Below are 26,421 nucleotides of genomic sequence, written 5' to 3' on the forward strand. Positions count from 1 at the left end.
TGGCTGCAATGTGGATCAGGGCGCCAGGCGCCGGCGCACCAGCGGCGCGGCGAGATCGCGCCAGGCGTAGGCCACCTCGTCGACATCGACGCCGGCGAAGGTGTCGGTGCGCTGGCCGACCAGCGCGCCGCCCAGCCCCTCGTAGAAGAAGCGGGTCGGGTTCTCGGCCAGCATCCACAGCACGGCGGTGTCGAAGCCGTCGGAACGGAGCTGGCGGAACATGGCGTCGAGCAACCGGCGGCCCAGCCCCTGGTTCTGGAAGTCGGGCTCGACATAGAGGAGATAGACCTCGCCCACGCGCCGGGCCTTGTCGTCCAGCCCCTCCGGCGGATCGCGCACCGGCCCGCAGCTTCCGAAGCCGACCACACCCATCGCCTCGTCGTCGGCCACGAAGATGCCGCGCGCCTCCCCCGGATCCTCGAGTGCGCGCGCCCACATGGCCGAGTGCCGCACGTCCGACATGTGCGCCAGCATCGCGTCCGGCAGCAGGCCGGCATAGGCCGATTGCCAGGTCTCGACATGGACGCGGCCGATCGCCGTGGCGTCGCTGCGCGTGGCGCGGCGGATGCGGATCACGCCGCCTTCTCCTCGGCCTGCGCCGCGCGGCGGACGAGCACTGCCGCGAAGAAGCCGTCGGTGCCGTGCCGAAGCGGCGACAGCCTGAGCCACGCGCTCTGGCCCATCCCGGCGGGCGGTTCGGTGCCGATGGCCTGGGGCCAGAGATCGGCGACAGGCACGGCGGCAAAGTCCGGATGGCGCTCGACGAAGCCCTCAACCTGCCGCTCGTTCTCGGCCGGCAGGACCGAGCAGGTGGCGTAGATCAGCATCCCGCCCGGCTTCACGAGGCGCGCCGCCGCGTCCAGGATCGCCGCCTGCTTGGGCAGCAGCTCCTCGAGATCCCTGGGCGAGAGCGTCCAGCGGCCGTCGGGATTGCGCCGCCAGGTGCCGGTGCCGGTGCAGGGCGCGTCGACCAGCACGCGATCGAAGCTCTGCTTGTGCCGCTTCAGCCACTTCGCGTTCTCGCCGAGCGCGCGCCGCTCGACATTGTGCACGCCGGCACGGCGCAGACGCTGGCCCGAACGGGCGAGCCGCGTCTCCAGGACATCCATCGCCACGACACGGCCCTTGTTGTTCATGCCGGCGGCGACCGCCAGCGTCTTGCCGCCGGCGCCGGCGCAATAGTCGACCACCTGCATGCCCGGCCTGGCGTCGACCAGCGCCGCCACGAGCTGCGAGCCCTCGTCCTGGATCTCGACTAGGCCGTTGCGGAACGCTTCGCCCGTCACCACCGAAAGCCGCCGCCGCAGGCGCAGGCCGTGCGGCGCGTAGCGCGTCGGCTCGGTCTCGACGCCCTCCTCGTGCAGGGCACGGCGCGCCTCCTCGACCGTGGCCTTCAGGCGATTGACGCGCAGGTCGACCGGCGGCGGCGTCTCGAGGGCGGCGATCTCGCGGCCGCACGCCTCGCCGTAGGCCTCGCGCAGATGCGGCATCACCCACTCCTGCACGTTCAGCCGGACCCAGTCGGGCTGCGCCGGATGGCTGAGCGAATGGTCCTCCATCTGGCGCAGCGCGCGCATCTCCGCCGCGTCGAGCGGCGCCGGGCGATAGCGGCCGCCGTCGAACAGCGGCTCCAGGTCGCGCAGGGCAAGCCCTTCGACCAGCACCAGATCGGCCGCGACATAGGCGCGCGCGGAACGATCGGGATGGCGCGCATGGTCGAGCCACCACGAAAGCTGGCCATAACGCCGCAGGATCGCCCAGACGCGATCCGCGACGGCCCGGCGGTCGCCGCCGCCGATGAAGCGGCGGGCGCGGAAGAAGGCGTTGGCGACCAGGTCGGCCGGCCGGTCGGACCGGCTGACGATCTCGTCCAGAAGCTCTATGGTTGCGGCCACCCGCGCGCCCGGTGTCACGTCCTTCTCCTTCCAGGCCTGCCGCTACGATGAATAAGCCTGCCGCGCAACGGCTTCCGACGTAACCGTGCGCCCTCCTGCCTTCTCCGACAAAGCGCGCCCGCGTCTCGAGCTGCTGTTCCGCTTCGGGCTGGTGGCGGTCTCGATCGTCGTGTCGCTGGGGCTTCTGGAGCTGGGGTTGCGAGCCTGGGCCGGCTATCTCACCGACTGGCCGAACTTCGTGCTCGACGCGCGCACCGTGCTCGCCCAGCGCGAGCAGAGCCGCTTCGTCGACGATCCGATGCTGGGCTACGCACCGCGGCCGAACTATGCGGCGAAGGGCGTCAGCTTCGATGCCGACGGCTTTCGCCGCACGGGCGATCCGCCGGCGGCCGCGACCGGCGGGCCGATCCTGGCGGTCGGCGATTCCTACACCTACGGCGACGAGGTGACCGACCTCGAGACCTGGCCTGCGCACCTGCAGGCCTTGACGGGAAGGCGCGTGCTCAATGGCGGCGTGAGCGGCTACGGCTTCGACCAGACCGTGCTCAGGGCGGAGATGGCCGTCGTGCACCGCCCCTCCGCGATCGTGGTGAGCTTCATCGCCGACGACATCCGGCGCACCGAGATGCGGCGCCAGTGGGGCGCCGAGAAGCCCTACTTCGACCTGCAGGGAAGCGGGCTGGTGCTGCGCAACGTGCCAGTGCCGCCGCGTCCCGATCCACGCACGACGCTCGGCTTCTGGCAGCGCACGCTGGGCTATTCCTACCTCTTCGACTTCGTCCTGCGCCGCCTCGACCTGCTGCACGACTGGTTCGGCGACCATATCCGCGTGCATCCGGCCGGCGAAGGCGAGGCGATCGCCTGCCGCCTGACGGCGCGGCTGCAGACCCTGCAGCGCGTGAGCGATGCGCGGGTGCTGGTGCTCGCGCAATACGATCCGGTGGTGTGGCAGGATCCCGACTTCGCGGCCGATCAGCGCCGCATGACGGCCGGCCTGCTCGCCTGCGCCCGCCGGCGCGGCCTCGACGTCCTCGACAGCTACGACACCCTGGCGAAGTGGTCCGACACGGACGGGCCGCGCGGCCTCTACGGCCTCTGGCACATGAACGACCGCGGCAATGCGCTCACGGCAAAGCTCGTCGCCGAGGCGCTGGCGAAGCAGGATCGCTGACGGCTCTGCCGCTTGTCCACACATCCGGCGCCGCGCCTGACTAATGACGATGCTTTTCTCGCTGTGCTATCAGGGTTGCCGCGAATGCCACGAAGCTTGCAGCGGCAGCGAGCGACGCTTCGGCCCGCTCTGTCAGACCAGTTGCGCCTGCGTCGTCGTCGGCAAGCAGGCGCAACTCGAAGCTTTCGCGCAGGGCCCGGCCATGTTCACGGGCATTGCCGGGCATGTCTTTGATCAGCAGGCCGAACTGGCCGACGAGCGATGCGTGTGTCTTGGGATAGGTACTGTCTCGTTCCAAGAAGACCGCGGTCGCCGCATTGTACATTGCATAGTACGCGTGATGCGCGATGCCTTCCGGGTCTTTCCTGGCGTCGTAGCGGCGGGCAATTCGGACAAGCCGCCTTGCCTTGGCGAGCCTCTGCCGCACTTCAGGTTTCAAACAACGATTCCATCATGGCGGACGTTGCGCAGGAAGAAGCTGTCTTCGTTCTCTCGGCGCGCCGGCAACGTCACCGGATGAATATTCCATCCTAGATCGAAGAAGAGATCGGAGCCGATATGGGAAAGCATCGTTGCCTCGGCCGGCGCCACCGCGCCCTTCACGAAGATCGCGACGTCCCAATCCGAGTGGCGGCGAGCCTCTCCGCGTGCGCGCGGTCCATAAAGCACGACCTTCTTGATCCGGCCCGGCAGGGCTTGCTCGGCGCGGCGCTTGAATTCGCGGACAGGAGCGAGATCGCCTCTCATGCTAGCCATCATAGCGTGAGAGGCGATCGATTGCATTGCGGTCACTTCCCGCAGTACGCCTCCAGCCGATAGCCGTCGGGATCGATGACGAAGGCAGCGTAATAGCCGGGGCTGTACTCCTTGCGAAGGCCGGGCTTGCCGTTGTCCTTGCCGCCGGCCTCGAGCGCGGCGGCATGGAAGGCGTCGACGGCGGCGCGGTCGGGGGCGTTGAAGCAGAAATGCAGGCCCGACTCCATGTCGGCCTTCACCGGCTTGGTCGCCGCCGAGATCCAGAGCTGCACGCCCTTGCCGCCGTAGCCGAGCGAGCTCTCGCCGTCCGACAGTCGCGTGAAGCCCAGCGGCCGCAGCGCCGCGTCGTAGAACCTGCCCGTCCGCTTGATGTCGCTGACGCCGATCGAAACGTGGTCGAACATCGTTTCCTCCTTAACTGGATAACCAGTTAAGTGGTTAATATCTCCTATCGAGCTTGTCAACCGGTCAGGCGGTTATTAACTGCTGGTCATAATGGTCCGTCCCGATCTCTGCCTCGACTTCGCCAACACCCGCTATTGGCGCGGCCAGGCCACTCCCACCGAGACGCTGGACGGGCCGGAAGACCTCGCCACCTGGGCAGCGGCCAGTCTCGGCGCCAGGGCCGACAGGCCGCTGCCGAGCAGGGAGTTCGAGCATGCGCTTGCCCTGCGCGAGACGATCTATCGGCTGTTCGATGCGCAGGCCCAGGCCCGGCCCGCGGCGGCGCGCGACCTCGCGGCCCTGAACGGCGCGCTGGCAGCGGCGCCGGCACGAACGGCGCTCAAGCGCACGCGCAACGGCTATGAATGGGACATCGAGGCGCGGTCGGGGACCGCGCTCGCCCTGCTCGCCCCGGTCCTGTGGACGGCCGGCGATCTCCTGACCGGGCCGCGGCTCGGCCGCGTGCGGCGCTGCGCCAACCCGGAATGCGGCTGGCTGTTCCTCGACGACAGCCGCGCCGGCAAGCGCCGCTGGTGCTCGATGTCGGCCTGCGGCAACCGTGCCAAGGCGCGGCGCCACTATCACAAGAGCAAGGAAGAGGCCTGATGGCGCCGGCCGGGACGGACAGGCTGGCGCGGAAGGCGTTCCAGAGCATTGTCGGCGTCTTCCTCGTCACCGCGGCGCTCCTGTTCGGCATTCCGTGGACGCTGGTTTACTGGCAGGCCTGGATCTTCCTGATCGTCTATTTCGCGGCGTCGCTTCTGATCACGGCCCGTCTCCTGAAGACCGATCCCGGGCTGGTCGAGCGGCGCATGCGGGCCGGTCCTCTGGCCGAGAAGGAAACGTCGCAGAAGATCATCATGCTGTTCGCCTCGATCGGCTTTGCCGGCCTGATCGTCGTTCCGGCGCTCGACCGCCGCCTCGGCTGGTCCCACATGCCGCCGCCGATCGCCGTGGCTGGCGACATCCTCGTCGTGCTGGGCTGGCTCGCGGTCTGGCGGGTGTTCCGGGAGAACAGCTTCACCTCGGCGACGATCGAGGTCGCCGACGACCAGAAGGTCATCTCGACCGGGCCGTACGCCTACGTGCGCCATCCGATGTATGCCGGATCGCTGGTGATGCTGCTCGGCATTCCGATCGCGCTCGGCTCCTGGTGGGGGCTGATCGCGCTCGGCGTCATCGCTGCCGCGCTGGTCTGGCGAATCGTCGACGAGGAGCGCTTCCTCGCGCGCCGGCTCGCGGGCTACGCCGCGTACAAAGAAAAAGTGCGGTATCGCCTGATACCGCACCTCTGGTGAGCCGCCTGCGGCGCCCTTAGCGCAGGATGCTTTGCAGCTTCATGGCGACACCCATGTCGCCCTCGATCTTGAGCTTGCCGGTCATGAACGCGCTCATGCCGTCGAGCTTGCCGCCGATCAGGTCGGCGAAGTCGCTGAAGTCCATCTTGATGGTGCAGTCGGCGGCCTTGTCGTCGTTGCTGACGGCGGGCGGGTTCGCGTTGCCGTCGATATAGACGACGCCCTGGTCCGTAGCGAACTTCACGGTGTTGCCGAAGGACGACTTCTTCGCCGCGCCTTCCTTCATTTTCGCGGTGATTTCCTGCAAGGTCATGTCGAGTTCCTCCTGTCGGCCGACCGTCCGGGGGGCTTACTTGACCTTTACGTAAACGTCAACTACAGCCCGGTGAACGGCTGTTCAGGCGTGCGGAGGAAACATGTCGTATCGCTCGGTCTTCGCGCCGGGACTGTTCAGGGACCAGACGGTCGTCGTGACGGGCGGCGGCAGCGGCATAGGGCGCTGCACGGCGCACGAGCTGGCCGCGCTCGGCGCGCACGTCGCCATCACCGGCCGCAAGATCGAGAAGCTCGAGAAGGCGAAGGCCGAGATCGAAGCGAGCGGCGGCAGTTGCGAGTTCCACGCCTTCGACATCCGCGAGGAGGCGCAGGTCAGGGAAGCGGTGGCCAGGATCGTCGCCGCCAACGGTCGCATCGACGGGCTGTTCAACAATGCCGGCGGCCAGTTCCCCTCGCCCGCCGCCGAGCTCAGCGCCAAGGGCTTCGACGTCGTCGTGCGCAACAACCTCACCGGCGGCTTCCTGGTGAGCCGCGAGGTCTATACGCAGTCGATGCGGCGGCACGGCGGCTCGATCGTCAACATGACGGCCGACTACCGCAACGGCTTCCCCAACATGGTGCATACGGGCGCGGCCCGCGCCGGCATGGCGAACCTCACCATGACGCTCGCCTACGAATGGGCGGTCTCCGGCGTGCGCGTGAACTCGGTGGCGCCGGGTTGGATCGCCTCCTCCGGCATGGACACCTACAGCGGCGAGTTCAAGGAACAGATTCCCAGGCTCAAGGGCTACTGCCCGCTGGGGCGCCTCGGCACCGAGAGCGAAGTCTCGGCCGCCGTCTGCTTCCTGTTGAGCAAGGCCGCGGCCTACATCACCGGCACCGAGATCCGGATCGACGGCGGCGTGCCGCTCGCCAACCGCTCGGTCGACCTGCCGGCGACCGACCGGTCGCAGCCCTTCAACGGCTTCCACCTCGCCGTCACGCCCAAGGTCCTGGGCGGCTGAACCATGCCGATCATCGAGACCCAGATCGACCGCAACAGCGACGAGTTCGGGCGGAACCGGACGCGCATGCTGGCGGCCATCCGCGAGTTTCGCGACGCCGAGGCGAGCGTGCAGGCGGTCGCCGAGAAATCGCGGGCGCGGTTCGCCAAGCGCAAGCAACTCATGCCGCGCGAACGCATCGCCCTGCTGCTCGATCGCGGCGCACCGTTCCTCGAGCTGATGCCGCTCGCCGGCTACCGCATGCACGACGACAGGGACGGATCGAGCGCCGGCGGCGGCTCGGTCTCGGGCATCGGCTATGTCGAGGGCGTGCGCTGCGTCGTGACGGCGTCGAACTCCGCCATCAAGGGTGGCACTGTCGCACCGTCCGGCCAGCGCAAGGGCCAGCGCGTGCAGCAGATCATTCTGGAGAACAAGCTGCCGGTCGTGAACCTCGTCGAGTCGGGCGGTGCCAATCTCCTTTATCAGGCCGAGATCTTCGTGCCCGGCGGCCGCGGCTTCGCCAACCAGGCGCGCATGTCGGCGCGCGGCATCCCGCAGGTGACGGTCGTTCACGGTTCCTCGACGGCGGGCGGCGCCTACCTGCCCGGCCTCTCGGACTACGTCATCATGGTGCGCAACCAGGCCAAGGTCTTCCTGGCCGGCCCGCCGCTTCTGAAAGCCGCGACCGGCGAGATCGCGACCGACGAGGAGCTGGGCGGCGCGGAGATGCATGCCACCGTGTCGGGCGTCGCCGAATGGATGGCCGAAGACGATGCCGACGGCATCCGCATGGCGCGCGAGGTGATCGCCAGGTGGCACTGGAACGACAGGCTGCCGCCGCGAACGACCAAGCCGTTCAAGGAGCCGCTGTACGATATCGACGAGCTCTGCGGAATCGTGCCGCCCTCGCACAAGGACCCCTACGACGTGCGCGAGGTGATCGCGCGCCTGGTCGACGGCTCGGATTTCCTCGAGTTCAAGGGCCTGTTCGACCAGCAGACGATCTGCGGCTGGGCGGAGATCGAGGGCGAGCCGGTCGCCCTGATTGGCAACAACGGCCCCATCACCTCCAAGGGCTCGGTCAAGGCGGCGCAATTCATCCAGCTCTGCTGCCAACAGGGCACGCCGATCGTCTACCTGCAGAACACCACCGGCTACATGGTCGGCACTGAGGCCGAGCGCGGCGGCATCGTCAAGCACGGCTCCAAGATGATCCAGGCGGTGGCCAACGCGACGGTGCCGCAGATCACCATCGTGATCGGCGGCAGCTTCGGCGCCGGCAACTACGGCATGTGCGGCCGCGCCTACGACCCGCGCTTCATCTTCGCCTGGCCCAACAGCCGGATCGCCGTGATGGGCGGCGAGCAGGCGGCGGGCGTGATGCGGACCGTGACCGAGCAGAAGTTCCGTCGCGAGGGCAAGGAACCGCCGCGCGAGCAGATCGACAAGATGTACAAGTCGATCGTCGACCAGTTCGATCGCGAGTCCACGGCGCTTTACGCCACCGCGCATCTCTGGGACGACGGCATCATCGACCCGCGCGACACGCGCCGCGTGCTCGCCTTCACGCTCTCCATCGCCCGGGAGTCGATGGTGCGGCCGCTCAATCCCATCACCTTCGGCGTCGCGAGGATGTAGAGATGAAGTTCACGCCCGAGCACGAGGCGCTGCGTCAGACCTGGAAGACGCTGATCGACCGCGAGATCAATCCCCATGTCGATCAGTGGGAGAAGGAAGGCCGGTTCCCGGCCCACGAGCTGTTCAAGAAGATGGGCGATGCGGGCCTTCTGGGCGTCGACAAGCCGGTCGAGTTCGGCGGCTCGGGCCTCGACTTCTCCTACGCCATGATCTGCTCCGAATCGCTGGGCCTGGTGAACGGCGGCTCGATCCCGATGGCGACCGGCGTGCAGATCTCGATGGCGACCCCCGCCCTCGCCCGCTACGGCAGCGACGAGCTGCGCCGCGAGTTCCTCGCGCCCTCGATCAGCGGCGACTATGTCGCCTGCCTCGGCGTCTCCGAGACCGGCGCAGGCTCCGACGTCGCCTCGATCAAGACCACGGCCCGCCGGGTCGGCGGCGACTGGGTGATCAACGGCGGCAAGATGTGGACCACCAACGGCGCGCAGGCCGACTGGATGTGCCTGCTGGCCAACACCGGCGACGGCCCGGTGCACAAGAACAAGTCGCTGATCGTGGTGCCGATGAAGAGCAAGGGCCTGTCGATCGTGAAGAAGCTCGACAAGCTCGGCATGCGCGCCTCCGACACCGTGCAGACCTTCTTCGACGAGGTGAAGGTGCCGGTGCGCCATACGATCGGCCAGCCGGGCATGGGCTTCGTCTACCAGATGCAGCAGTTCCAGGAGGAGCGGCTGTGGGCGGGCGCCGGCACGCTGATGGGCTGCGAGCGCATCATCAACGCCACCATCGACTACACGCGCGAGCGCCAGGTCTTCGGCCGGCCGCTGCTCGACAATCAGGTCGTCCATTTCCGCCTCGCCGAGCTCAAGAGCGAGGTCGAGGCGCTGCGCGCGCTGGTCTATCGCGCCTGCGAGGAGTACCTCGCGGGCAAGGACGTCACGATGCTGGCCTCGATGGCCAAGCTGAAGGCGGGCCGCCTGCGCCGCGAGGTGTCGGATGCCTGCCTGCAGTACTGGGGCGGCGCGGGCTATCTCTGGGACAGCCCGGTCGCGCGCAGCTATCGCGACGGCCGCCTGGGTTCGATCGGCGGCGGCGCCGACGAAGTGATGCTGCAGATCATCGCCAAGCTGATGGGCACCCTGCCGCGGTTGGGGAACCGGTGATGACCGCTGTTTGCCAGTTGTCGGTGCCATCCCGAGCGCAGCGAGGGATCTTTGATCAGCATCGTGAAAGATCCCTCACTTCGTTCGGGATGACACGGATCTCGAGTAACGCGACCGGGCGTGCGCAGGAGGCATAGATGCAGTTCACGCAAGAGCATGACGAGATCCGCCGCACGCTGCGCGCCATCATCGACCGGGACATCAATCCGCACGTCGACCGGTGGGAGGAGGACGGCATCTTCCCGGCCCACGAGGTCTTCAAGAAGCTGGGCGATGCCGGCCTGCTCGGCATCAACAAGCCGGTCGAGTACGGTGGCATGGGCCTCGACTATTCCTACGCCATGGTGATGGCCGAGGAGCTGGGCCACATCCACTGCGGCTCGGTGCCGATGGCGATCGGCGTGCAGACCGACATGGCCACACCGGCCCTGGCCCGCCACGGCAGCGACGAGTTGCGCCGCGAGTTCCTCGCGCCCTCGATCGCCGGCGACTATGTCGCCTGCCTCGGCGTCTCCGAGGTGGGCGCCGGCTCCGACGTCGCCTCGCTCAAGACAACCGCGCGCAAGGTCGGCGGCGACTGGGTGATCGACGGCGGCAAGATGTGGACCACCAACGGCACGCAGGCCGACTGGATGTGCCTGCTGGCCAATACCGGCGAAGGCCCGGTGCACAGGAACAAGTCGCTGATTTGCCTCCCGATGAAGACCAGGGGCGTGCAGGTCGTGAAGAAGCTCGACAAGCTCGGCATGAGGAGTTCCGACACCGCCCAGATCTTCTTCGACGAGGTGAAGGTGCCGGTGCGCCACACCATCGGCCAGGAGGGCATGGGCTTTGTCTATCAAATGCAGCAGTTCCAGGAGGAGCGGCTGTGGGGCGCGATCAGCGCCGTGGTCGGCATGGAACGTCTGATCGACGAGACGATCGACTACACGCGCGAGCGCAAAGTGTTCGGCCGGCCGCTGCTCGACAACCAGGTGATCCACTTCAAGCTCGCCGAATTGCGGACCGAGGTCGAGCTGGTGCGCTCCCTCTGCTACCGCGCCTGCGAGGAGTACCTCGACGGCAAGGACGTGACGATGCTGGCCTCCATGGCCAAGCTGAAGGCCGGCCGCATGCTGCGCCTCGTCACCGACGGCTGCCTGCAGTACTGGGGCGGTGCCGGCTATCTCTGGGAATCGCCGACGGCGCGGGCCTTTCGCGACTCGCGGCTCGCCTCGATCGGCGGCGGCGCCGACGAGGTCATGCTGCAGATCATCGCCAAGATGATGGGCACCCTTCCCCGGCTGGAGAACCGCTGATGGCCGAACTCGCCTCGACATACGAGACGCTGCTGCTGCGCCGCGACCGTTCGCGCCTGCACGTGACGCTGAACCGGCCGCAGGTGAAGAACGCGCTCAACCCGACGCTGATCGGCGAGCTGTGCGCGGTGTTCCAGGGCCTGCGCGAGCGACGCGACATCAAGTCGGTGGTTCTGCGCGGCGCGGGCGGCACGTTCTGCGCCGGCGCCGACCTCAAGAACATGGAGCAGAGCTTCGCCGAGCAGCCGAAGCCCGGCGAGAAGGATCCGATCGCGCTCAACAATCGCGAATATGGAACCTTTCTCGAGATGGTGAACAGCACGCCGCAGGTCGTCGTGGCCGCTGTCGAGGGCTATGCCATCGCCGGCGGCTTCGGTCTGCTGTGCGTGTCGGACGTAGCGCTCTGCACCGAGGACGCGGGCTTCGCCATGAGCGAGACGGCGATCGGCATCGTGCCGGCCCAGATCGCCCCTTTTGTCGCCGCCCGCATCGGCGTGCCACAGACTCGCCATCTGGCGCTGACCGCGGCGCGCTTCAGGGGACCGGAAGCCTATCGCCTGGGCATCGTGCATCACCTCGTGAAGGATGGCGCGGCGCTCGACGCCAAGCTGGAAGAGGTCTTGAGGCAGATCGACCGCTGCGCGCCGCTGGCCAATGCCTTGACGAAGGCGGTGGTCATGAAGGTCGGGGCCGAGCCGCTGTCGGCCGTGCTCGACTTCGCCGCCGACAAGTTCGCCGAGGCGCGGCGCAGCCCCGAGGCGGCCGAAGGCCTGCGCGCCTTCGCCGAGAAGCGCCCGCCCAAGTGGGCCGTCGAATGACCTCCTTCACCAAGATCCTGGTCGCCAACCGCGGCGAGATCGCCTGGCGCGTGATGCGCACGGCCAGAGCGATGGGCTACCGCACGGTGGCCGTCTATTCGGATGCCGACCGGGAAACGCCGCACGTGGCCTTCGCCGACGAGGCGGTGCGGATCGGGCCGCCGCCCGTGGGCGAGAGCTATCTCAGCGTCGACCGCATTCTCGAGGCGGCGCGCGCCTCGGGCGCCGATGCCGTCCATCCCGGCTACGGCTTCCTTTCCGAGAATGAGAGCTTCGCGACAGCCTGCGAGAAGTCGGGCCTCGTCTTCATCGGGCCGCCGCCTGCGGCGATCGCCGCCATGGGCAACAAGGCCGCCGCCAAGCGCCGCATGATCGAGGCAGGCGTGCCTTGCGTGCCCGGCTATCAGGGCGCCGACCAGAGCGATGCCGGCCTCGAGCAGGAGGCGCGCAAGATCGGCTTGCCTGTCATGGTCAAGGCCGCCGCCGGCGGCGGCGGGCGCGGCATGCGGCTGGTGGAGCATGAGGCCGACCTGGCGGAGGCCATCCGGACCGCGCGCACGGAAGCGGAGAGCGCCTTCGGCTCCGGCGAGCTGATCCTGGAGAAGGCCGTCGTCGATGCGCGCCACGTCGAGATCCAGGTCTTCGGCGATAGCCACGGCAATGTGATCCATCTCGGCGAGCGCGATTGCTCGGTGCAACGGCGCCACCAGAAGGTGATCGAGGAAGCGCCCTCGCCCGCCGTCGACGCCGACTTGCGCCGGCGCATGGGCGCGGCCGCGGTCGCCGCCGCCAAGGCCATCGGCTATCGCGGCGCAGGGACGGTCGAGTTCCTGCTGGGCGGCGACGGCGCCTTCTACTTCCTGGAGATGAACACGCGGCTGCAGGTCGAGCATCCCGTGACCGAGGCCGTCACCGGCCTCGACCTCGTCGAATGGCAGCTTCGCGTGGCACGCGGCGAGCCGCTCCCCTTGGCACAGGACGATATCCGCCTGGACGGCCATGCCATCGAGGCGAGGCTCTATGCCGAGGATCCCGATGCCGGCTTCCTGCCGCAGACCGGCCGTATCGATGTCTGGCGGCCGGCGGCCGGGCCCGGCGTGAGGCTCGACCACGGCGTGCAGGAAGGGCTCGCCATCTCGCCCTTCTACGATCCCATGATCGCCAAGGTGATCGCCCATGGCGCAACGCGCGACGAGGCGCGCAGGCGCCTGGTCCGGGCGCTGCGGGACACCATGGTGCTCGGCCCGACCACCAACCGCCATTTCCTGATTCGCGTGCTGGAGCATCCAGCGTTCGCGAGCGGCAAAGCGACCACGGCCTTCCTCGGCAGACATGCCTTCCCCACTCCGGCCATCAGCGATGCCCATTGGAAGCTGGCGGCGAGCCTTCTGTGGCGGCGGTCCGCCGAGCGCTATCCCGCCCCCTTGCGCGGCTGGCGCAACTCCAACCCGGAACCGACCCCGATCAAGCTGGCGGTCGGCGACAGCGAGCGCGTGCTGCATCTTTTGCCCGAGGACGTCGTGGCCACGCATGCGCCCTTCCACCTCGACGGCAACGATATCCTCGTCGATCTCGACGGGCATACAGTGCGCTTCCAGGACCGCACCTATCTGCCGCCCGCGTCCGCGCAGGCCGGCGGCGACGGCAAGCTGCGCGCGCCCATGGACGGGCGCATCGTTTCCGTGAAGGTCGATGCCGGCGAGAAAGTCGTGCGCGACCAGACGCTGATCGTCCTGGAGGCGATGAAGATCCAGCACCAGCTCAAGGCGGCGCTCGATGCCACGATCGAGACGATCGCCGTGAAGGAAGGTCAGCAGGTGAGCAATCGCACGGTCCTGGTGACCATGACTGCGGCCGCTCAGTCGGCGTAGTTCGGCGGCACCGGACAAGGCGGCAGCAGCTTCTCCATCACTTTGGCGATCCCCAGCAGCCTGGCCTCGTCCCAGCGCTTGCCGACGAGCTGCAGGCCGATCGGCAGGCCGTCCTTCGAGAGACCGCAGGGCACCACGATCGCCGGCTGGCCGGTCAGGTTGGCGAGGAAGTTGTAGGACGTGCCCGTCAGGAAATAGGGATGCTCGCGGCCATCGACCGTCAGGGGCTGCCCGGACTTCTGCCGCTCGAACGCGACATCCGGTGTCACCGGCATCAGCCAGGCGTCGTGGCCATCGAGGAAGGACTCGCAGCGGCGGATCAGTTGGTCGCGGCGATCGAGGACCGCGAAGAAGTCGGCGAGACCGAGCCGCGAGGCGCGCGCCACCGAGCGCAGGCTGGGATCGGGCGCATCGGTCTTGTCGAAGAAGCGCTCGCGCTCGGCGAGCGGCTGCAGCGCCCGCACCTCGTATTGCAGCAGGTCCGACCAGTCGTCCCAGGCCTGCTGCCAGTCGAGCGCATCCGGCCCGGCATGCCTGACCTTCATGCCCGCCCTGGCCAGCAGGCGCACCGTCTCCTGCACCACCCTCGCCGTCTCGGTGGAGGCCGGCACCAGGGGATTGCCGTCGATGAAGGCGATGCGCAGCCCCTTGGCGGCGAGCTTCGGGGTCGGGCCCAGCGGCACCGGCGCCGCCTCCGCCTCGCTGCCGTCGGGCCCGGCGATGATGCGCAGGGCGACGTCGAGATCGTCGACGCAGCGCGCCAGCGGCCCGTAGACGCCCATATGGCGCACCGTCCGCGTCTGGCCGGGAAGGCCGGGCACGTGCCCTCGTCCCGGCACGCGCCACTCGGTCGGCTTCAGCGAGAAGATGCCGTTGTAGTGCGCGGGATTGCGCACCGAGCCGCCGATGTCGCTGCCCAGCTCGAGCGGCGACAACCGGGCCGCAACTGCCGCCGCACCGCCGCCGGTCGAGCCGCCGGCCGTGCGCCTCGCATCCCAGGCGTTCTTGGTCGTGCCGAAGAGCGGACTGTCGGTCTGAAAGTCCATGCACAGTTCGGGCACGTTGGTCTTGCCGAGAATGACGGCGCCGGCCGCGCGAAGCCGGGCCACGGCGGTTGCGTCCATGGACGCGACATTGTCCTTGAGTGGCAGGAAGCTGGAAGTCGTCACGAGTCCCTCGACGTCGAAGGCCTCCTTGATGGTGATCGGCACGCCGTGCAGCGGCCCGAGCCTGCTAGCCTTCCGCACCACGGCACGATCGGCGGCACGCGCGGCCTTCAGCGCATTCTCGCGGTCGACCACGACCAGCGCGTTGAGCGCACCGTTGAACCGAGCAATGCGCTGAAGATGCGCGTCGGTCGCTTCGCGCGAGGACAGGCGGCCGTTTCGTATGGCGCGGGCAAGCCGAGTGGCGGTCTCGAAACACGGATTCATGCATGCCTCCCCTGCGACGCGGCGAGACTAGCCGCCTCATCGTCGTCCGGCTATAGAGCCGCAGGGAACCTTGGGGACCGGATGAGCTCGGCCGACAAGACGCAATTCGAGACCGGCGCAAGCGCCCGCCCTGTCGAAGGGCGGTCCTGAGGATGGCGACGTTCATTCTCGTCCACGGTGCATGTCATGGCGGCTGGTGCTGGGAGAAGGTGACGCCCATCCTCGAAGGCCACGGCCACAAGGTGTGCGCGCCCGATCTTCCCGGTCTCGGCAAGGATCTGACGCCGCCCGCCAATGTCACGCTGGCCGACAATGTCGAAAGGATCTCGCGTCTCCTCGACAAGATGGACGAGCCGGTCGTGCTGGTCGGGCATGCCCTGGGCGGCGTCACCATCAGCCAGGTGGCCGAAGCCCGGCGGCGCAAGCTCAAGGCACTGGTCTATGTCTGCGGATTGATGCCGCCCTCGGGCAAGGCGAGCCGCGAGATGACGGCGGGCGATCCCGACATGCTGTTCCGCCGCTCGCGCGAGATCAGCCCCGATGGCCTCACCTACACCTTCGTGCGCTCGCAGCTTCCGGCGCTCTTCTATACCGACGTGTCGCCCGAGGACCGCTATCGCGCCATGGAGCGGTTGCGGCCGCAGCCGATCTCGATTTCCAAGACGCCGGTCACCCTGACCGAGGAGCGCTACGGCTCGGTGCCGCGCTGGTACATCGAGTGCACCCAGGACCTCGCCATCCGCATCGCGCGCCAGCGCGCCATGGTCAAGGCGCTGCCCTGCAAGGTGATCACCATGGAATGCGGCCATTCGCCGTTCTACAGCCAGCCCGAGGAGCTGGCGCAGCACCTCGAGACCATCGCCAGCTCCTAGAGGCATGAGCGCCACTAGGAAGAAGCAAGATCAGGCATCCAGCCAGTGTCGTGTCATCCTGAACGCAGCGATCTTTCGCAGCGCTGACAAAGGATCCCTCGCTGCGCTCGGGATGACGCGGCCTCACCAAAAAGTGCCGGTTCATTCCCGAGGATCTGCCCTTGGCCGGCGACGAACTCCAGTGGCCCAATCTTGTTCTTACATCAGTCGAAGAAAGCGAAGGTGCGGACCTCGATGCTCTGGCGCGGCCTGGGATCGGCGGGTGACGACGGATCGTCGAAGGCCGAGTGCAGCGAGAAGCGGGCGCGGCCGTCCTTTGCCGAGTCGTAGCACTTGATGAGGATGGCCTCCTCCCGCGTCATCGCCGGGAAATAGTGCCACTGGTGATCGGCGTTGTAGACGCCCTGGTAAATCTCACCGACGCGGTCGGCATAGACGAGGTCGCAGACCGCGAGATCGCGGGGCGCGATCGACTGTGCATCGACCAGCCCCAGCGGCGCCATCTCGACTGCCTCGTGCGCGATGTTGCGCCAGACATTGTATTCGGCGAAGCGCCCGGCGAGCCGTGCTTCCGCTTCGCTTGCCGGCAGAAGATCGCGCACTCGCTGAGGGCCGGACTTCTCGGTGTAGTCGTTGTGCACGCTGCGCACCGGCGTGCGCAGCCCGCGCTCGACGGCCCGGTCGGCGGTGCGCACGGTATGGTCGAAGATCACGACCTTCGACGCGCCGGTCTCGCGCTTGATCAGCGCCTCGACCTCGGGAAAGTAGATCGAGCGCACTTCCCGCTCGTCGTAGAAATCGCGCACTTTCGTGTCGTGCCGCGTCAGGACGAAGGCCTGCCTGTCGAGCGAGAAGCTGCGCGCGAGCGGACGCCCGTTGCGGATGCGCACCGTGAAATCGCGATAGTTGCCCTCGCGGCGCGGCATCCCGGTGCCCGGCGGTGGATTGTAGGTCACCGGCCTGACGCTGAGATCGGCAAGGTAGTTGACCGGCGCTTCGACCCAGGCCGCGGTCGGCGCGGCGCAGGCGGAATGGGCAAGGCGAGCTTCGGGCATGATCGGCATCCGTTCGTCGAGAAGCAACGCTTAGATCGGGTGGCAACATACGCAGCCCAAGGCTGCGACCCCACGAGAAGAATTCATGGGGTCATTCATGCCTCAGGCCGCGAGCTCGAGGATTTCCACGACCTGGGCCGGCCCGCTGATCGGCCGCGGATTGTTGAGCACCGCCCGATCGTGCATCGCCTTCTCGGCGATCTCGCGGAAGCGGTCCCGGCCGACGCCGACATCGGCCAGACGCCCGGGCAGTCCGAGTGTCCTGACCAGCCCCGCCACCAGGTCCGCCGCCGGCACCGCCGGCTGGCCGAAGGCCTCGCTCGCCCTCTTCTGGCGGTCGGCATTGGCCGGCAGGTTCCAGCGCAGCACCGAAGGGAGCATGACGCAGGACGTGTGCCCGTGCGGCACGCCGCAGGCGGCGCCCAGCACATGGCCGATGCTATGGCTCGCGCCCACGCCGACGCCCGACGTGCCGGCGCCGATTGAGAGCCACATGCCGAACTGCAGATCGAGCCGCGTTTCCATGTCGTCGGGCCTCGCCTTGTGCGCCGGCAGGGCCTTCGCCAGAAGCTTCAGCGCCTCGCTGGCCGTGCCGATGACGAAGGGATGCGCCTGCTGGGAGCACAGCCGCTCGACAGCGTGATCGACTGCTTTCAGTCCGGTAGACAGCATAAGGTCCATCGGCGTGGCGAAAGTCGCCGCCGGATCGAGCACGATCACCCGCGGCACGATCAGGCGATGGCCGAAGCTTTCCTTGATGCCGTGACGCGGGTCGGTGATGCCGGCATAGGCATTGAACTCGGCCGCCGACAGGGTCGTCGGCACCGCGATCATGCGGATCGCGTCCGCTGGCGGCCGGATTGCCTCCGACGGCGGCGCCGCGCCCTCCTTCGGCCGGCCGGCGCGATAGGGGTCGAGATCCTCGATCCGTGTCGCCTTCTGCCACAGCGCGACCAGCATCACCTTGGTGGCATCGATCACCGAGCCCCCGCCGACCGCCACGATGAGGTCGGCCGCCGCCTCCCGCGCGAGCCTCGCCCCCTCGATCACGCACGGCCGCGGCGAATGGGCGGTGATGCCGGCATAGGTGCCGACATGTCGCCCGCCCAGCGCGCCCACGATCCCGGCCAGCAGGGGACTCTGCGCCACCGATTTCGACGTCGTCACGAAGACGCGCCGAGCGCCCACCCGCTCCGCTTCGGCGCGCACGGCACCGCCGGCAGGCCTGCCATAGACGACCCGCTCGATGTCCTGATGGCCATGGATTCCGCTCAGCATGCGCCCCTCCTCCACCGAGGCGCCGACGGTACCGGGCCCCTGCCGCATGGTCTATAACCGCGCCTCCTGACCGGGTTCGAGGAGTGGAACGAGATGCCTTTGGGCAGCATGGGTGCGTTGGAAGGGCTGAAGGTCGTCGATCTGTCGCGGGTGCTGGGCGGCCCCTATTGCGGCCAGATGCTGGCCGACCATGGCGCCGAGGTGATCAAGATCGAACCGCCGCAGGGCGACGAGACCCGCGGCTGGGGCCCGCCCTTCGACCAGGAAGGCATCTCGGCCTATTTCGCCGGCATCAACCGCAACAAGCGCACCATGGCGCTCGACCTGGCGAAGCCCGAAGGCCGGGCCGTGCTGCTGCGGCTCCTGGAAGACAGCGACGTGCTGATCGACAACTTCAAGACCGGCACGATGGAGAAATGGGGCATCGGCTATGCCGACACGCTGTCCGCGAAGTTTCCACGGCTGATCCATGCCCGCGTGTCGGGCTTCGGTGAAGACGGTCCCCTGGGCGGCCTTCCCGGCTACGACGCCATCGTGCAGGCCTCGTCCGGTCTGGTCTCGGTCAACGGCTCGCCGGAAAGCGGGCCGGTACGCATCGGCGTGCCGGTGGTCGATCTCTCGACCGGCATGAACGCCTGCATCGGCATCCTGATGGCGCTTTACGAGCGCAATCGGTCCGGCAAGGGCCAGTTCGTCGACGCGACGCTCTACGACAGCGCCATCGCCCTGCACCAGCCGCACGCGCCCAACTACTTCATGGCCGGCCTCAAGCCCAGGCTCGTCGGCAACAGCCATGCGAGCCTCGCGCCCTACGCCAACTTCCCGACCCGCAACGGCAACATCGTGGTGGGCGCCGGCAACGACGGACAGTTCCGCAAGCTCTGCCAGATGCTGGGCAAGCCGGCGCTTGCCGACGATCCGCGCTTCAGGACCAACAAGGATCGCGTCGCCCATCGGGCCGAGCTGGAAGCCGAGCTGAGGGAGCTCTTGAAGGACCGCGACGCCGACGCCTTCTCGAAGGAGCTGATGAAGGGCGGCGTGCCGTCCGGCGCGGTACTCGACGTGCCCGAGGTCATGGAGCACCCGCATACCGCGCATCGCGGCATGGTGTGGGAGAAGGACGGCTATCGCAATGTCGGCAACCCGGTGAAGCTCTCGCGCACGCCGGCGGCGGTCCGCAGCAAGCCCAAGAAGTTCGGGCTCGACACGAAGGCGGTCCTGGCCGAGCGTGGCTATTCGGAGGCTGAGATCGACAAGCTTGTCGCTTCCGGCGTCGCGTTGACGGAAATCCGGAAAGGCTGACGGCAGCACCGGAAGTCCGGGGCCGACCGCCGGTCGCGCCGGGGCCGGTGCTTGTGAAGCCAGGAATTCCCTGCTCTGTTCCATCCGAAGCAGGTCGGGGGAACGGACGGCATGGCGGACTATGACTACATCATCGTGGGCGCGGGCTCGGCCGGCGGAGCCCTGGCGGCGCGGCTGAGCGAGAACCCGAAGACCCGAATCCTGCTGCTGGAGGCCGGTGCGGCCAGCCATCCCTACGCGCGCATGCCGCTCTCCTTCGGCCTGCTGATCGACAATCCCGCCGCCAACTGGCTCTACCAGTCCGAGCCCGAACCCGGCACCGCCAATCGCGTCATCCCCGTGCCGCGCGGCAAGCTGCTGGGCGGGTCGAGCTCGATCAACGGGCTGGTCTGGGTGCGCGGCCAGCCGCTCGACTACGACACCTGGGCGCAGATGGGCTGTCGTGGCTGGAGCTGGCGGGACGTGGCGCCGCTCTTCACCCGCATCGAGCACTTTGTCGACGGCGACGGCAGCAATGGCCGTGGCACCGCGGGCCCGCTCAAGGTGTCGACGGTGCCCGACCGCAACCCGCTCTATGACGCCCTGTTCGAGGCGGCTGTGGCGGCCGGCTATAAGCTCAATCCCGACTACAACAGCGAGGACCAGGAAGGCGTCGTGAAGACGCAGACCTCGATCTACAGGGGTCGCCGCATGAGCGTGGCCCATTGCTACATCGAGCCGGCGATGAAACGGTCGCCCAACCTCAACGTCGTGACCAACGCCCATACGCTGCGCGTCCTGCTCGAGGGCAAGCGATGCGTCGGCGTCGAGTACGAGAAGGACGACAAGGTCGCGCAGGCCCGCGCCCGAGAGACGATCGTCTCCGCAGGCGGCGTCGCCAGCCCGCAGCTCCTCGAGCTGAGCGGCATCGGCCAGCCCGAGCTGCTGCGCCGGCACGGCATCGAGGTCAGGCACGAGCTCCCGGCAGTGGGCGAGAATTTCCGTGACCACATCAACGCCCGCATCGTCTGGCGCGTGAAGGACCGCCGGGTTTCCTACAACCACATGGCGCGCGGCGTGGGCGCCGTGACCCAGATGATGAAGTACCTGGCGACCGGCGGCGGCTTCATGAGCCTGCCCTCGGCGCCATTGCTCGCCTTCCTGCGCACGCGACCCGAGCTCGCCACGCCCGACGTGCAGATGCACCTCGTGCCCTATTCGATCAAGGACCCGAAGACGCGCAAGCTGCAGGACTTCCCGTCGATGACGATCGCCTGCTACCAGCTTCGCCCCGAGAGCCTGGGCTCGATCCACATCAAGTCGCCCGACCCGAAGGCGCAGCCCGCGATCCGCTTCAATTTCCTCGCCGACCCGATCGACCAGCGCGCCATGGTCGCGGGCTTTCGCATGATGCGGAAGATCGTCGATGCCGCGCCGATGGACGCCTATCGCGACTCCGAGTTCTCGCCGGGTCCGGCCGTCCGGTCGGACGAGGAAATCCTGACCTGGATCCGCAACAACTCGCAGACGGCCTACCATCCGATCGGCACCTGCCGCATGGGACCCGGCCCCAACGCCGTGGTCGACGACAAGCTGAAGGTGCACGGGATCGAGGGACTGCGGGTCGCCGACGCCTCGGTCTTCCCGACCATGCCTTCCGGCAACACCAACGCGCCCTCGATCATGGTCGGCGAGAAGGCGGCCGATATCCTCCGGGGGGTCCCGTGATCACCGTCTGGTCACCGCTCCCCCACCCGCCTCCGGCATAACATCGCCGCCAATCGAGAGCAAAACGCACGCAGTGCACACATGGTCGACGTCAACAGCACCTATGCCGAGGCGCGGCACGCCCTGCGTGCCATCTGCCCCAAGCCGATCCTGAACTGGCGCGAGGCCCGCTACTACGGCCGCTACGGCGAGATCGAGCTGCATCTTCTCGAGTTCCTGTGTCGCCGCGATCGCGACGCGATCGATGTCGGCGCCAACGACGGCAGCTACGTGCACTACATGCGGCGCTGCGCGCGCCATGTCGTGGCGTACGAGCCGATGCCGCACCTCGCCGCCGCCCTGCGCGCCAAGTTTCCGGCCAGGGTGCAGGTCGAGGCCATGGCGCTGTCCGACGACCAGGGCACGGTCGAGCTGCGCATGCCGTTGGTCGACGGCATTCCGATCGAGGGTTGCTCGACCATTTCCTTCGACGCGTCGGCGACCTATGCGGCCTATAGGAGCGTCGAGGTGCCGATGGCCAAGCTGGACGACGTCTACAAGGGCGATGTCGGCTTCATCAAGATCGACGTCGAAGGCCACGAGCAGGCCGTGTTGGACGGCGCCGCCGCGACGATACGGCGCTGCATGCCGAGGCTGCTGGTCGGGATCTATGAACGCCTGTCGCCGGGCGGCATCGAGCGCGCCCGCAGCTATTTCACCGAGTTCGGCTATCGCGGCTTCTTCATCCACAACGGCAACCTGAAGCCGATGGAGCGGTTTTCCGTGGAGCGCATGCAGCGCCCGGACAATCTGCCGAAACTCACAGCGCCCCTGCCCGAGCGCGAGCGGTTCGGACGCTACCTCTACAACTTCATCTTCCTGCCGCCGGATGAACCGCAGCAGACGCTGTGGAAGATGTCGGAACGCCTCTACCGGCTGTCGGCGCACTGAGGCCGCCAGCGTTCGCCAAGGTCGCTGCGGCCCTGCCTCGCTGACGGCGCTGGCCGGCGCGCCGCATGTGCTCGAGCAGATGCCGGCCGATCCGATCCCAGTCGAACCTCACGGAACAGGCCTCGAAGGCGGCCACCTGCCGCCGGTTGAGCGTCTCGAAGTCGTCGACCAGCCGGACGATCGCGGTCGTCAGCTCCTCGTGGCTGTCGAACAGACCGATGCCGTGGCCGTCCTTGAGCGGCATGCCGGGAAGCGCGACGCGCATCGCGAGGATCGGAACGCGGTTGAAGACGTAGTCCAGCCCCTTGAGCTTGAACCCGCCGAGAAGATCGATCACCAGCGCGAGCCGGGCGGCAGCCATGTACGGCAGCACATCCTCGACGCGGCCGACGAAGGTCACGGACGGGTAGCGCCGCCGCAGACCGGCGAGATAGTCGGGATCGATCTCGCCCACGAATTGCAGATCGACTCCCGCCTCCGCCAGGCGCGATGCGGCCGTTGCCAGGAACCGTTCCAGAGCGACCCGCTTGGGCGGCCAGTTGAAGCTTCCGACGACGACGGCACGGCGCGGCACGCTCTCATCGATCGTGCGCGAGGCGACTCGATGGCCGCCGTAGCCGGGCGGCAGGAAGGCGACCGGCGTGCCGTGGGCATCGGCGACGAAACGGCGGCAGTCGTCGGGCGTATTGGACGTCACGAGGTCCGAAGCCGCGATCAGCGACCGCTCCAGCCTGACGACCTTGAGGAAGTCCAGCTCCTTCATGATCCGGCGGACGCCCCGGCTTTCGTCGGCAATGCGGCGCGCCGCCGTGACCTCGTGATTGTGGGCCAGGTAGACGACCTTCGGAGGGTGCACGGTGCGCGCACAGTGCCGCCGCACCGCCTCCAGCGCCCAGCCGGCGCAAATGCTGTCGAAGACGACCGCATCCCATGGCCGCGCCGCGAGCGTCGAGGCAAGCATATCGGCCATCGGCCTGGAGATGCCGCGCATCGCGACCTCGGGCATGCGGTGAAGCAGGCGCCGCCAGCGCGGCAGCCGCTCCTCGCTCACGAGCCGCCATGCAAGTCCGCTCTCGTCGGCGGGGATCGTCGACTTCTCCATGCGCGAGAGTCCAACGACGCACAACGACGCTCCGGCCGATCGCATCGCCCGGATGAGCCCCTCGGAGTATATGAGCTGACCGTTCGTTGCCGGTTCGGGATCCGCAAGCGTGATCCAAAGGCAGTGCATCATTCCCCCAAGACTGCTCGGTGCGGACAAGATGCGAAGACGTTTCCGCGCTGACCAGTGACCAAGAAATGGTTGTTGCCACCATCGCATGCACTAACACCGGCCACAAAGAGGCCACTGGCTTCGACCGTCCAACACACGTCTGATGGCGTGAAGTCGCTCGTGTTTGGGGTGTGCGGGCGGCGAAGAGTATCCCGAAGGAGGACTCGATGTCTTTGTCCGTTGTGGAAGCGCGGCCGGTTGGGGACGGCGCGCTGGAAGGGGGAGACGACTTTGTTTGCAGCACTTCGGAAAGCCTGATCGCCGCCATCGAGAAGTGCCTCGACAATGGCCTGGGTACATGCCTGGTCGTCGGCGACAAACGTCACGTCGTCGGTCGCATCTCCCTCGACGACATCGGCAAGGCCGTGCTGGACGGTGCGTTGCTCAATCCGCGGCTCGATCAGCACATCGAGCGATTTTCGCATCGGTTGCATAACGACTCATCGGTCGACAAGGACGTCCTTCGTCCCGTCCTCGATGCGTCGGGCCGTCTCATCGGCGTCGACATCGACCGGTCGTCGCAGCGCATCCAGGTCGCCCGACCCGACATGGGCCACCAGGAGTTCCGGTCGATCCTCGATGCCTTCCTCTCCTCGTGGATCTCGAGCAAGGGCCCGTACGTCGACAAGTTCGAGCAGGAGTTCCGGGCCTTCATCGGCACAAGCCACGGCATCGCCGTCTCCAACGGCACCGTAGCGCTCCATCTCGCCCTGCTGGCGCTCGGCGTCGGGCCGGGCGACGAGGTCATCGTTCCCGACCTGACCTTCGCGGCGACCATCAACGCCGTCCTGTTCTGCGGCGCGACGCCGGTCGTTGTCGATGTCGACAGCCACCTGTGGGGCATGTCTCTCGCGGGTGTCCAGCACGCCGTCACGCCGCGGACCAAGGCGATCATTCCGGTGCACCTCTACGGCCGGCCGGTGGAGATCGGACCGATCGCCGCCTTCGCCGCCAAGCGCGGCATCGGCGTCGTCGAGGATTGCGCGGAGGCTCATGGTGCGCGATATGCCGGCCGGCCCGTCGGCCAGTTCGGCGATGTCGCCTGCTTCTCGTTCTACGCCAACAAGATCGTCACGACCGGCGAAGGCGGCATGTGCCTCACGAACTCGGCCGAGCTCGCGCAGTCGATCCGCTTGCTGCGCGATCACGGCATGACGCCCAGCCGCTCCTACTGGCACGAGCGCGTCGGTTACAACTACCGGATCACCAATCTCCAGGCGGCGATCGGCTATTCGCAGCTCTGGCGCATCGAGGACGTGCTCGATCGCAACCGGGAGATCGCCAACGCCTACCAGGCGGCGCTCAAGGGTATCCCCGGCGTCAAGTTCCCGCCGCCGATGGATGCGGTCTACGAACCGGTCGTCTGGCTCGCATCGGTGCAGGTTCCCGCCGACAAGCGCGACCGGCTCCTGATGACAGCACAAGAAGCCGGGATCGAGATGCGGCCCTTCTTCCACTCGCTCTCGACCCTGCCGCCCTATGAAAAATACGCCCGGGTCTGTCCCAACAGCCTCGAGCTCTCCGCCACTGGCATCAACCTGCCCACTTCGCGTGCGGTGGACGACCAGGTCATCGACCGTATTGTGAAAGTGTTCCGCAATGTGCTGGGCTGAACCGCAGTCTCGTCGTGAGTTCTCGTCCATTGTCGTAGGGGGAGGCCCGGGTGGCCTCGGCCCCCTCCTGTGGGCGGCGCAGCACGGCCTCCTCGAAAGCTGGCTGGAGCAGGGTGTCGCCCTGGTCGAGCGCACCGGCCGGCTCGGCGGCACGCTGGGCTGCTACGGCATAAACTCGGACTCACTGGGAGGCTCCTACCTCGAGTGCCTGGAGGCCAAAGGCTGGCCGGCGGCCCTGCAGCACCTGCGTCGCAATCCCGTGACGCTGGAGATGCGGCGCTACCGGACGAGCTATCCGCCGCTTCCGCTCGTCAACCAGTACATGGGGTGTGTCGGGCAGGCGGTCGCGGACATGTTCGGCGGCCATTCGAGCTCCGCACTTCATCTGCATACGACCGCACAGTCGGTGCATCTCTGCGATGACGGACGGGTTGCCGTCGTCGTGCATGGTCAGGACGGACGAGCGAAGACCCTCGTCGCCCGTTCGGCGGTGGTGGCCCTCGGTGGTCGGCAGCACTGGCGGGACGAGATGGCGGCGCCGGGACTCAAGTTCGTCGACTGCGCCGCGCGGCAGTTGTTGTCGTCGAATGAATTCCTGACACACGACGGGCTCGCCCGGGCGGACGAGATCATCCGCGATGCCGCTGGCCGGTCGATCGTGATCGTGGGCGGGGCACACAGCGCCTATGCCGCCGCCTGGGCCCTTCTGCAGTTGCCGGCCGCCAGGTCGTTGAAGGATGGCCAGATCGTCATCCTGCAGCGTCGGCCGCCGCGCATCTTCTATCCGGATCGGGCGGCTGCTGTCGCCGACGACTATCCGTTCGAGGAGGGCGACATCTGCGTGCGCACCCAGCGCGTCAATCGCATGGGCGGCATCCGCGGCCACGGCCGGGACATCTGGCGACAGATCGCCCACAAGCCCAACGTGCCGCCGGAGTCGCGCGTGGCCGTCCGGGCGATCCAGGACTTCTCCGCCGCACAGTTGCGCACCGTGCTGGAGGAGGCCGCCCTCGTCATACCGTGCCTCGGCTATCGATCGGCGACCATGCCGATCTTCGATTCGGCCGGCCAGCGGCTGACGCTGAAGGCGGACATCAACGGCGACGCCGTCGACGGCGACTGCCGCCTCCTCACGGCGGACGGCAGGCCGTTGCCCAATGTCTTCGGCATCGGCCTCGGCAGCGGCTTTCGTCCCACGCAGGCGATGGGCTGCGAGCCGAATTTCCGCGGCCAGGCGAACAGCCTGTGGATGTACCAGAACGACATCGGCGCGGTGATCTATCGCGAGATCCAGGTGCTGGCGGACGAGAAGCTGACGGCGGCGGTTGCCGCCTGAGGCTGCTT

Annotated in this window: 25 protein-coding genes; 15 read left to right on the plus strand and 10 right to left on the minus strand. The window is 67.8% G+C overall.

Annotated features, from left to right (window positions below):
* Positions 1-15 precede the first annotated feature (15 nt).
* Together OJF58_RS02605 and OJF58_RS02610 are read right to left on the minus strand one after the other, a co-directional pair.
* On the minus strand, positions 16-576 hold the full coding sequence (locus tag OJF58_RS02605; protein WP_300781511.1) for an N-acetyltransferase: 561 nt from the start codon (positions 574-576) through the stop codon (positions 16-18).
* Complete coding sequence (locus OJF58_RS02610; RefSeq protein WP_300781512.1) at positions 573-1,913, minus strand: RsmB/NOP family class I SAM-dependent RNA methyltransferase; 1,341 nt, start codon at positions 1,911-1,913, stop codon at positions 573-575. Before OJF58_RS02610 ends, OJF58_RS02605 begins: the two co-directional genes overlap by 4 nt.
* Before the next feature lie 67 nt (positions 1,914-1,980).
* Here OJF58_RS02610 and OJF58_RS02615 point away from each other — a divergent pair, with 67 nt between their 5' ends.
* Positions 1,981-3,066, plus strand: coding sequence for a GDSL-type esterase/lipase family protein (locus OJF58_RS02615; protein WP_300781513.1), 1,086 nt, complete (start codon positions 1,981-1,983; stop codon positions 3,064-3,066).
* A gap of 40 nt (positions 3,067-3,106) precedes the next feature.
* Here the strand turns inward: OJF58_RS02615 and OJF58_RS02620 are convergent, their stop codons facing one another.
* From OJF58_RS02620 to OJF58_RS02630, 3 genes are read right to left on the minus strand one after another with little or no spacing between them, the layout of a single operon-like run.
* Positions 3,107-3,505 carry a HEPN domain-containing protein gene (locus OJF58_RS02620; protein WP_300781514.1) on the minus strand — a complete coding sequence of 133 codons (399 nt, stop codon included), beginning with the start codon at positions 3,503-3,505 and terminating at the stop codon, positions 3,107-3,109.
* Positions 3,502-3,813, minus strand: coding sequence for a nucleotidyltransferase domain-containing protein (locus OJF58_RS02625; RefSeq protein WP_300781515.1), 312 nt, complete (start codon positions 3,811-3,813; stop codon positions 3,502-3,504). Before OJF58_RS02625 ends, OJF58_RS02620 begins: the two co-directional genes overlap by 4 nt.
* Positions 3,814-3,854: 41 nt before the next feature.
* Positions 3,855-4,226, minus strand: a complete 372-nt coding sequence (locus tag OJF58_RS02630; protein ID WP_300781516.1) for a VOC family protein — start codon at positions 4,224-4,226, stop codon at positions 3,855-3,857.
* Between the two features lie 91 nt (positions 4,227-4,317).
* On the opposite strand from OJF58_RS02630, the gene OJF58_RS02635 reads away from it, so the two are divergent.
* Both OJF58_RS02635 and OJF58_RS02640 read left to right on the plus strand, forming a co-directional pair.
* Positions 4,318-4,872 (plus strand): ABATE domain-containing protein, encoded by a 555-nt coding sequence (locus OJF58_RS02635; protein WP_300781517.1) that lies wholly within the window; start codon positions 4,318-4,320, stop codon positions 4,870-4,872.
* Entirely contained in the window at positions 4,872-5,564 is a 693-nt protein-coding gene (locus tag OJF58_RS02640; protein ID WP_300781518.1) for an isoprenylcysteine carboxylmethyltransferase family protein, read from the plus strand. Before OJF58_RS02635 ends, OJF58_RS02640 begins: the two co-directional genes overlap by 1 nt.
* A gap of 16 nt (positions 5,565-5,580) precedes the next feature.
* On the opposite strand, the gene OJF58_RS02645 is transcribed toward OJF58_RS02640, so the two are convergent.
* The gene (locus OJF58_RS02645) at positions 5,581-5,877 is read right to left on the minus strand and encodes an SCP2 sterol-binding domain-containing protein (protein WP_300781519.1); all 297 of its coding nucleotides are present in this window, start codon (positions 5,875-5,877) and stop codon (positions 5,581-5,583) included.
* 103 nt (positions 5,878-5,980) lie between these two features.
* On the opposite strand from OJF58_RS02645, the gene OJF58_RS02650 reads away from it, so the two are divergent.
* The 6 genes from OJF58_RS02650 (at position 5,981) to OJF58_RS02675 (ending at position 13,614) form a co-directional block, all read left to right on the plus strand.
* Positions 5,981-6,844: an SDR family oxidoreductase gene (locus OJF58_RS02650; RefSeq protein ID WP_300781520.1), complete on the plus strand. Its 864-nt coding sequence runs from the start codon at positions 5,981-5,983 to the stop codon at positions 6,842-6,844.
* A gap of 3 nt (positions 6,845-6,847) precedes the next feature.
* Entirely contained in the window at positions 6,848-8,464 is a 1,617-nt protein-coding gene (locus tag OJF58_RS02655) for a carboxyl transferase domain-containing protein (RefSeq protein WP_300781521.1), read from the plus strand.
* 2 nt (positions 8,465-8,466) lie between these two features.
* Positions 8,467-9,627 (plus strand): acyl-CoA dehydrogenase family protein, encoded by a 1,161-nt coding sequence (locus OJF58_RS02660; protein ID WP_300781522.1) that lies wholly within the window; start codon positions 8,467-8,469, stop codon positions 9,625-9,627.
* A gap of 137 nt (positions 9,628-9,764) precedes the next feature.
* A complete protein-coding gene (locus OJF58_RS02665) occupies positions 9,765-10,925 on the plus strand; it encodes an acyl-CoA dehydrogenase family protein (RefSeq protein ID WP_300781523.1) in 1,161 nt (386 codons plus the stop codon).
* Positions 10,925-11,743, plus strand: coding sequence for an enoyl-CoA hydratase-related protein (locus OJF58_RS02670; protein WP_300781524.1), 819 nt, complete (start codon positions 10,925-10,927; stop codon positions 11,741-11,743). Before OJF58_RS02665 ends, OJF58_RS02670 begins: the two co-directional genes overlap by 1 nt.
* A complete protein-coding gene (locus tag OJF58_RS02675) occupies positions 11,740-13,614 on the plus strand; it encodes an acetyl-CoA carboxylase biotin carboxylase subunit (protein ID WP_300781525.1) in 1,875 nt (624 codons plus the stop codon). The genes OJF58_RS02670 and OJF58_RS02675 overlap by 4 nt, the downstream gene beginning before the upstream one ends.
* Here OJF58_RS02675 and OJF58_RS02680 read toward each other — a convergent pair.
* On the minus strand, positions 13,602-15,047 hold the full coding sequence (locus OJF58_RS02680; protein ID WP_300781526.1) for an amidase: 1,446 nt from the start codon (positions 15,045-15,047) through the stop codon (positions 13,602-13,604). The genes OJF58_RS02675 and OJF58_RS02680 overlap by 13 nt on opposite strands.
* A 152-nt stretch (positions 15,048-15,199) precedes the next feature.
* Here OJF58_RS02680 and OJF58_RS02685 point away from each other — a divergent pair, with 152 nt between their 5' ends.
* Positions 15,200-15,919: an alpha/beta fold hydrolase gene (locus tag OJF58_RS02685; RefSeq protein WP_300781527.1), complete on the plus strand. Its 720-nt coding sequence runs from the start codon at positions 15,200-15,202 to the stop codon at positions 15,917-15,919.
* Between the two features lie 203 nt (positions 15,920-16,122).
* On the opposite strand, the gene OJF58_RS02690 is transcribed toward OJF58_RS02685, so the two are convergent.
* Complete coding sequence (locus OJF58_RS02690) at positions 16,123-16,974, minus strand: CmcJ/NvfI family oxidoreductase (protein WP_300781528.1); 852 nt, start codon at positions 16,972-16,974, stop codon at positions 16,123-16,125.
* A gap of 102 nt (positions 16,975-17,076) precedes the next feature.
* Complete coding sequence (locus tag OJF58_RS02695) at positions 17,077-18,252, minus strand: iron-containing alcohol dehydrogenase (protein ID WP_300781529.1); 1,176 nt, start codon at positions 18,250-18,252, stop codon at positions 17,077-17,079.
* A gap of 93 nt (positions 18,253-18,345) precedes the next feature.
* Between OJF58_RS02695 and OJF58_RS02700 the strand changes: the two genes are divergently transcribed.
* The 3 genes from OJF58_RS02700 to OJF58_RS02710 all read left to right on the plus strand — a co-directional run bounded on the left by OJF58_RS02700 (position 18,346) and on the right by OJF58_RS02710 (position 22,191).
* On the plus strand, positions 18,346-19,554 hold the full coding sequence (locus OJF58_RS02700; RefSeq protein WP_300781530.1) for a CoA transferase: 1,209 nt from the start codon (positions 18,346-18,348) through the stop codon (positions 19,552-19,554).
* Between the two features lie 111 nt (positions 19,555-19,665).
* Positions 19,666-21,261, plus strand: a complete 1,596-nt coding sequence (locus tag OJF58_RS02705; RefSeq protein ID WP_300781531.1) for a GMC family oxidoreductase N-terminal domain-containing protein — start codon at positions 19,666-19,668, stop codon at positions 21,259-21,261.
* Between the two features lie 81 nt (positions 21,262-21,342).
* Positions 21,343-22,191 carry an FkbM family methyltransferase gene (locus OJF58_RS02710; protein WP_300781532.1) on the plus strand — a complete coding sequence of 283 codons (849 nt, stop codon included), beginning with the start codon at positions 21,343-21,345 and terminating at the stop codon, positions 22,189-22,191.
* Here OJF58_RS02710 and OJF58_RS02715 read toward each other — a convergent pair.
* Positions 22,112-23,293, minus strand: a complete 1,182-nt coding sequence (locus OJF58_RS02715) for a glycosyltransferase (protein ID WP_300781533.1) — start codon at positions 23,291-23,293, stop codon at positions 22,112-22,114. The genes OJF58_RS02710 and OJF58_RS02715 overlap by 80 nt on opposite strands.
* Before the next feature lie 338 nt (positions 23,294-23,631).
* Here OJF58_RS02715 and OJF58_RS02720 point away from each other — a divergent pair, with 338 nt between their 5' ends.
* Both OJF58_RS02720 and OJF58_RS02725 read left to right on the plus strand, forming a co-directional pair.
* Positions 23,632-25,077, plus strand: coding sequence for an aminotransferase class I/II-fold pyridoxal phosphate-dependent enzyme (locus tag OJF58_RS02720; protein WP_300781534.1), 1,446 nt, complete (start codon positions 23,632-23,634; stop codon positions 25,075-25,077).
* A complete protein-coding gene (locus OJF58_RS02725) occupies positions 25,064-26,413 on the plus strand; it encodes an FAD-dependent oxidoreductase (RefSeq protein WP_300781535.1) in 1,350 nt (449 codons plus the stop codon). Before OJF58_RS02720 ends, OJF58_RS02725 begins: the two co-directional genes overlap by 14 nt.
* The last annotated feature ends 8 nt before the right edge of the window (positions 26,414-26,421 follow it).

This window comes from Enhydrobacter sp. (assembly GCF_030246845.1).
Classification (GTDB): domain Bacteria; phylum Pseudomonadota; class Alphaproteobacteria; order Reyranellales; family Reyranellaceae; genus Reyranella.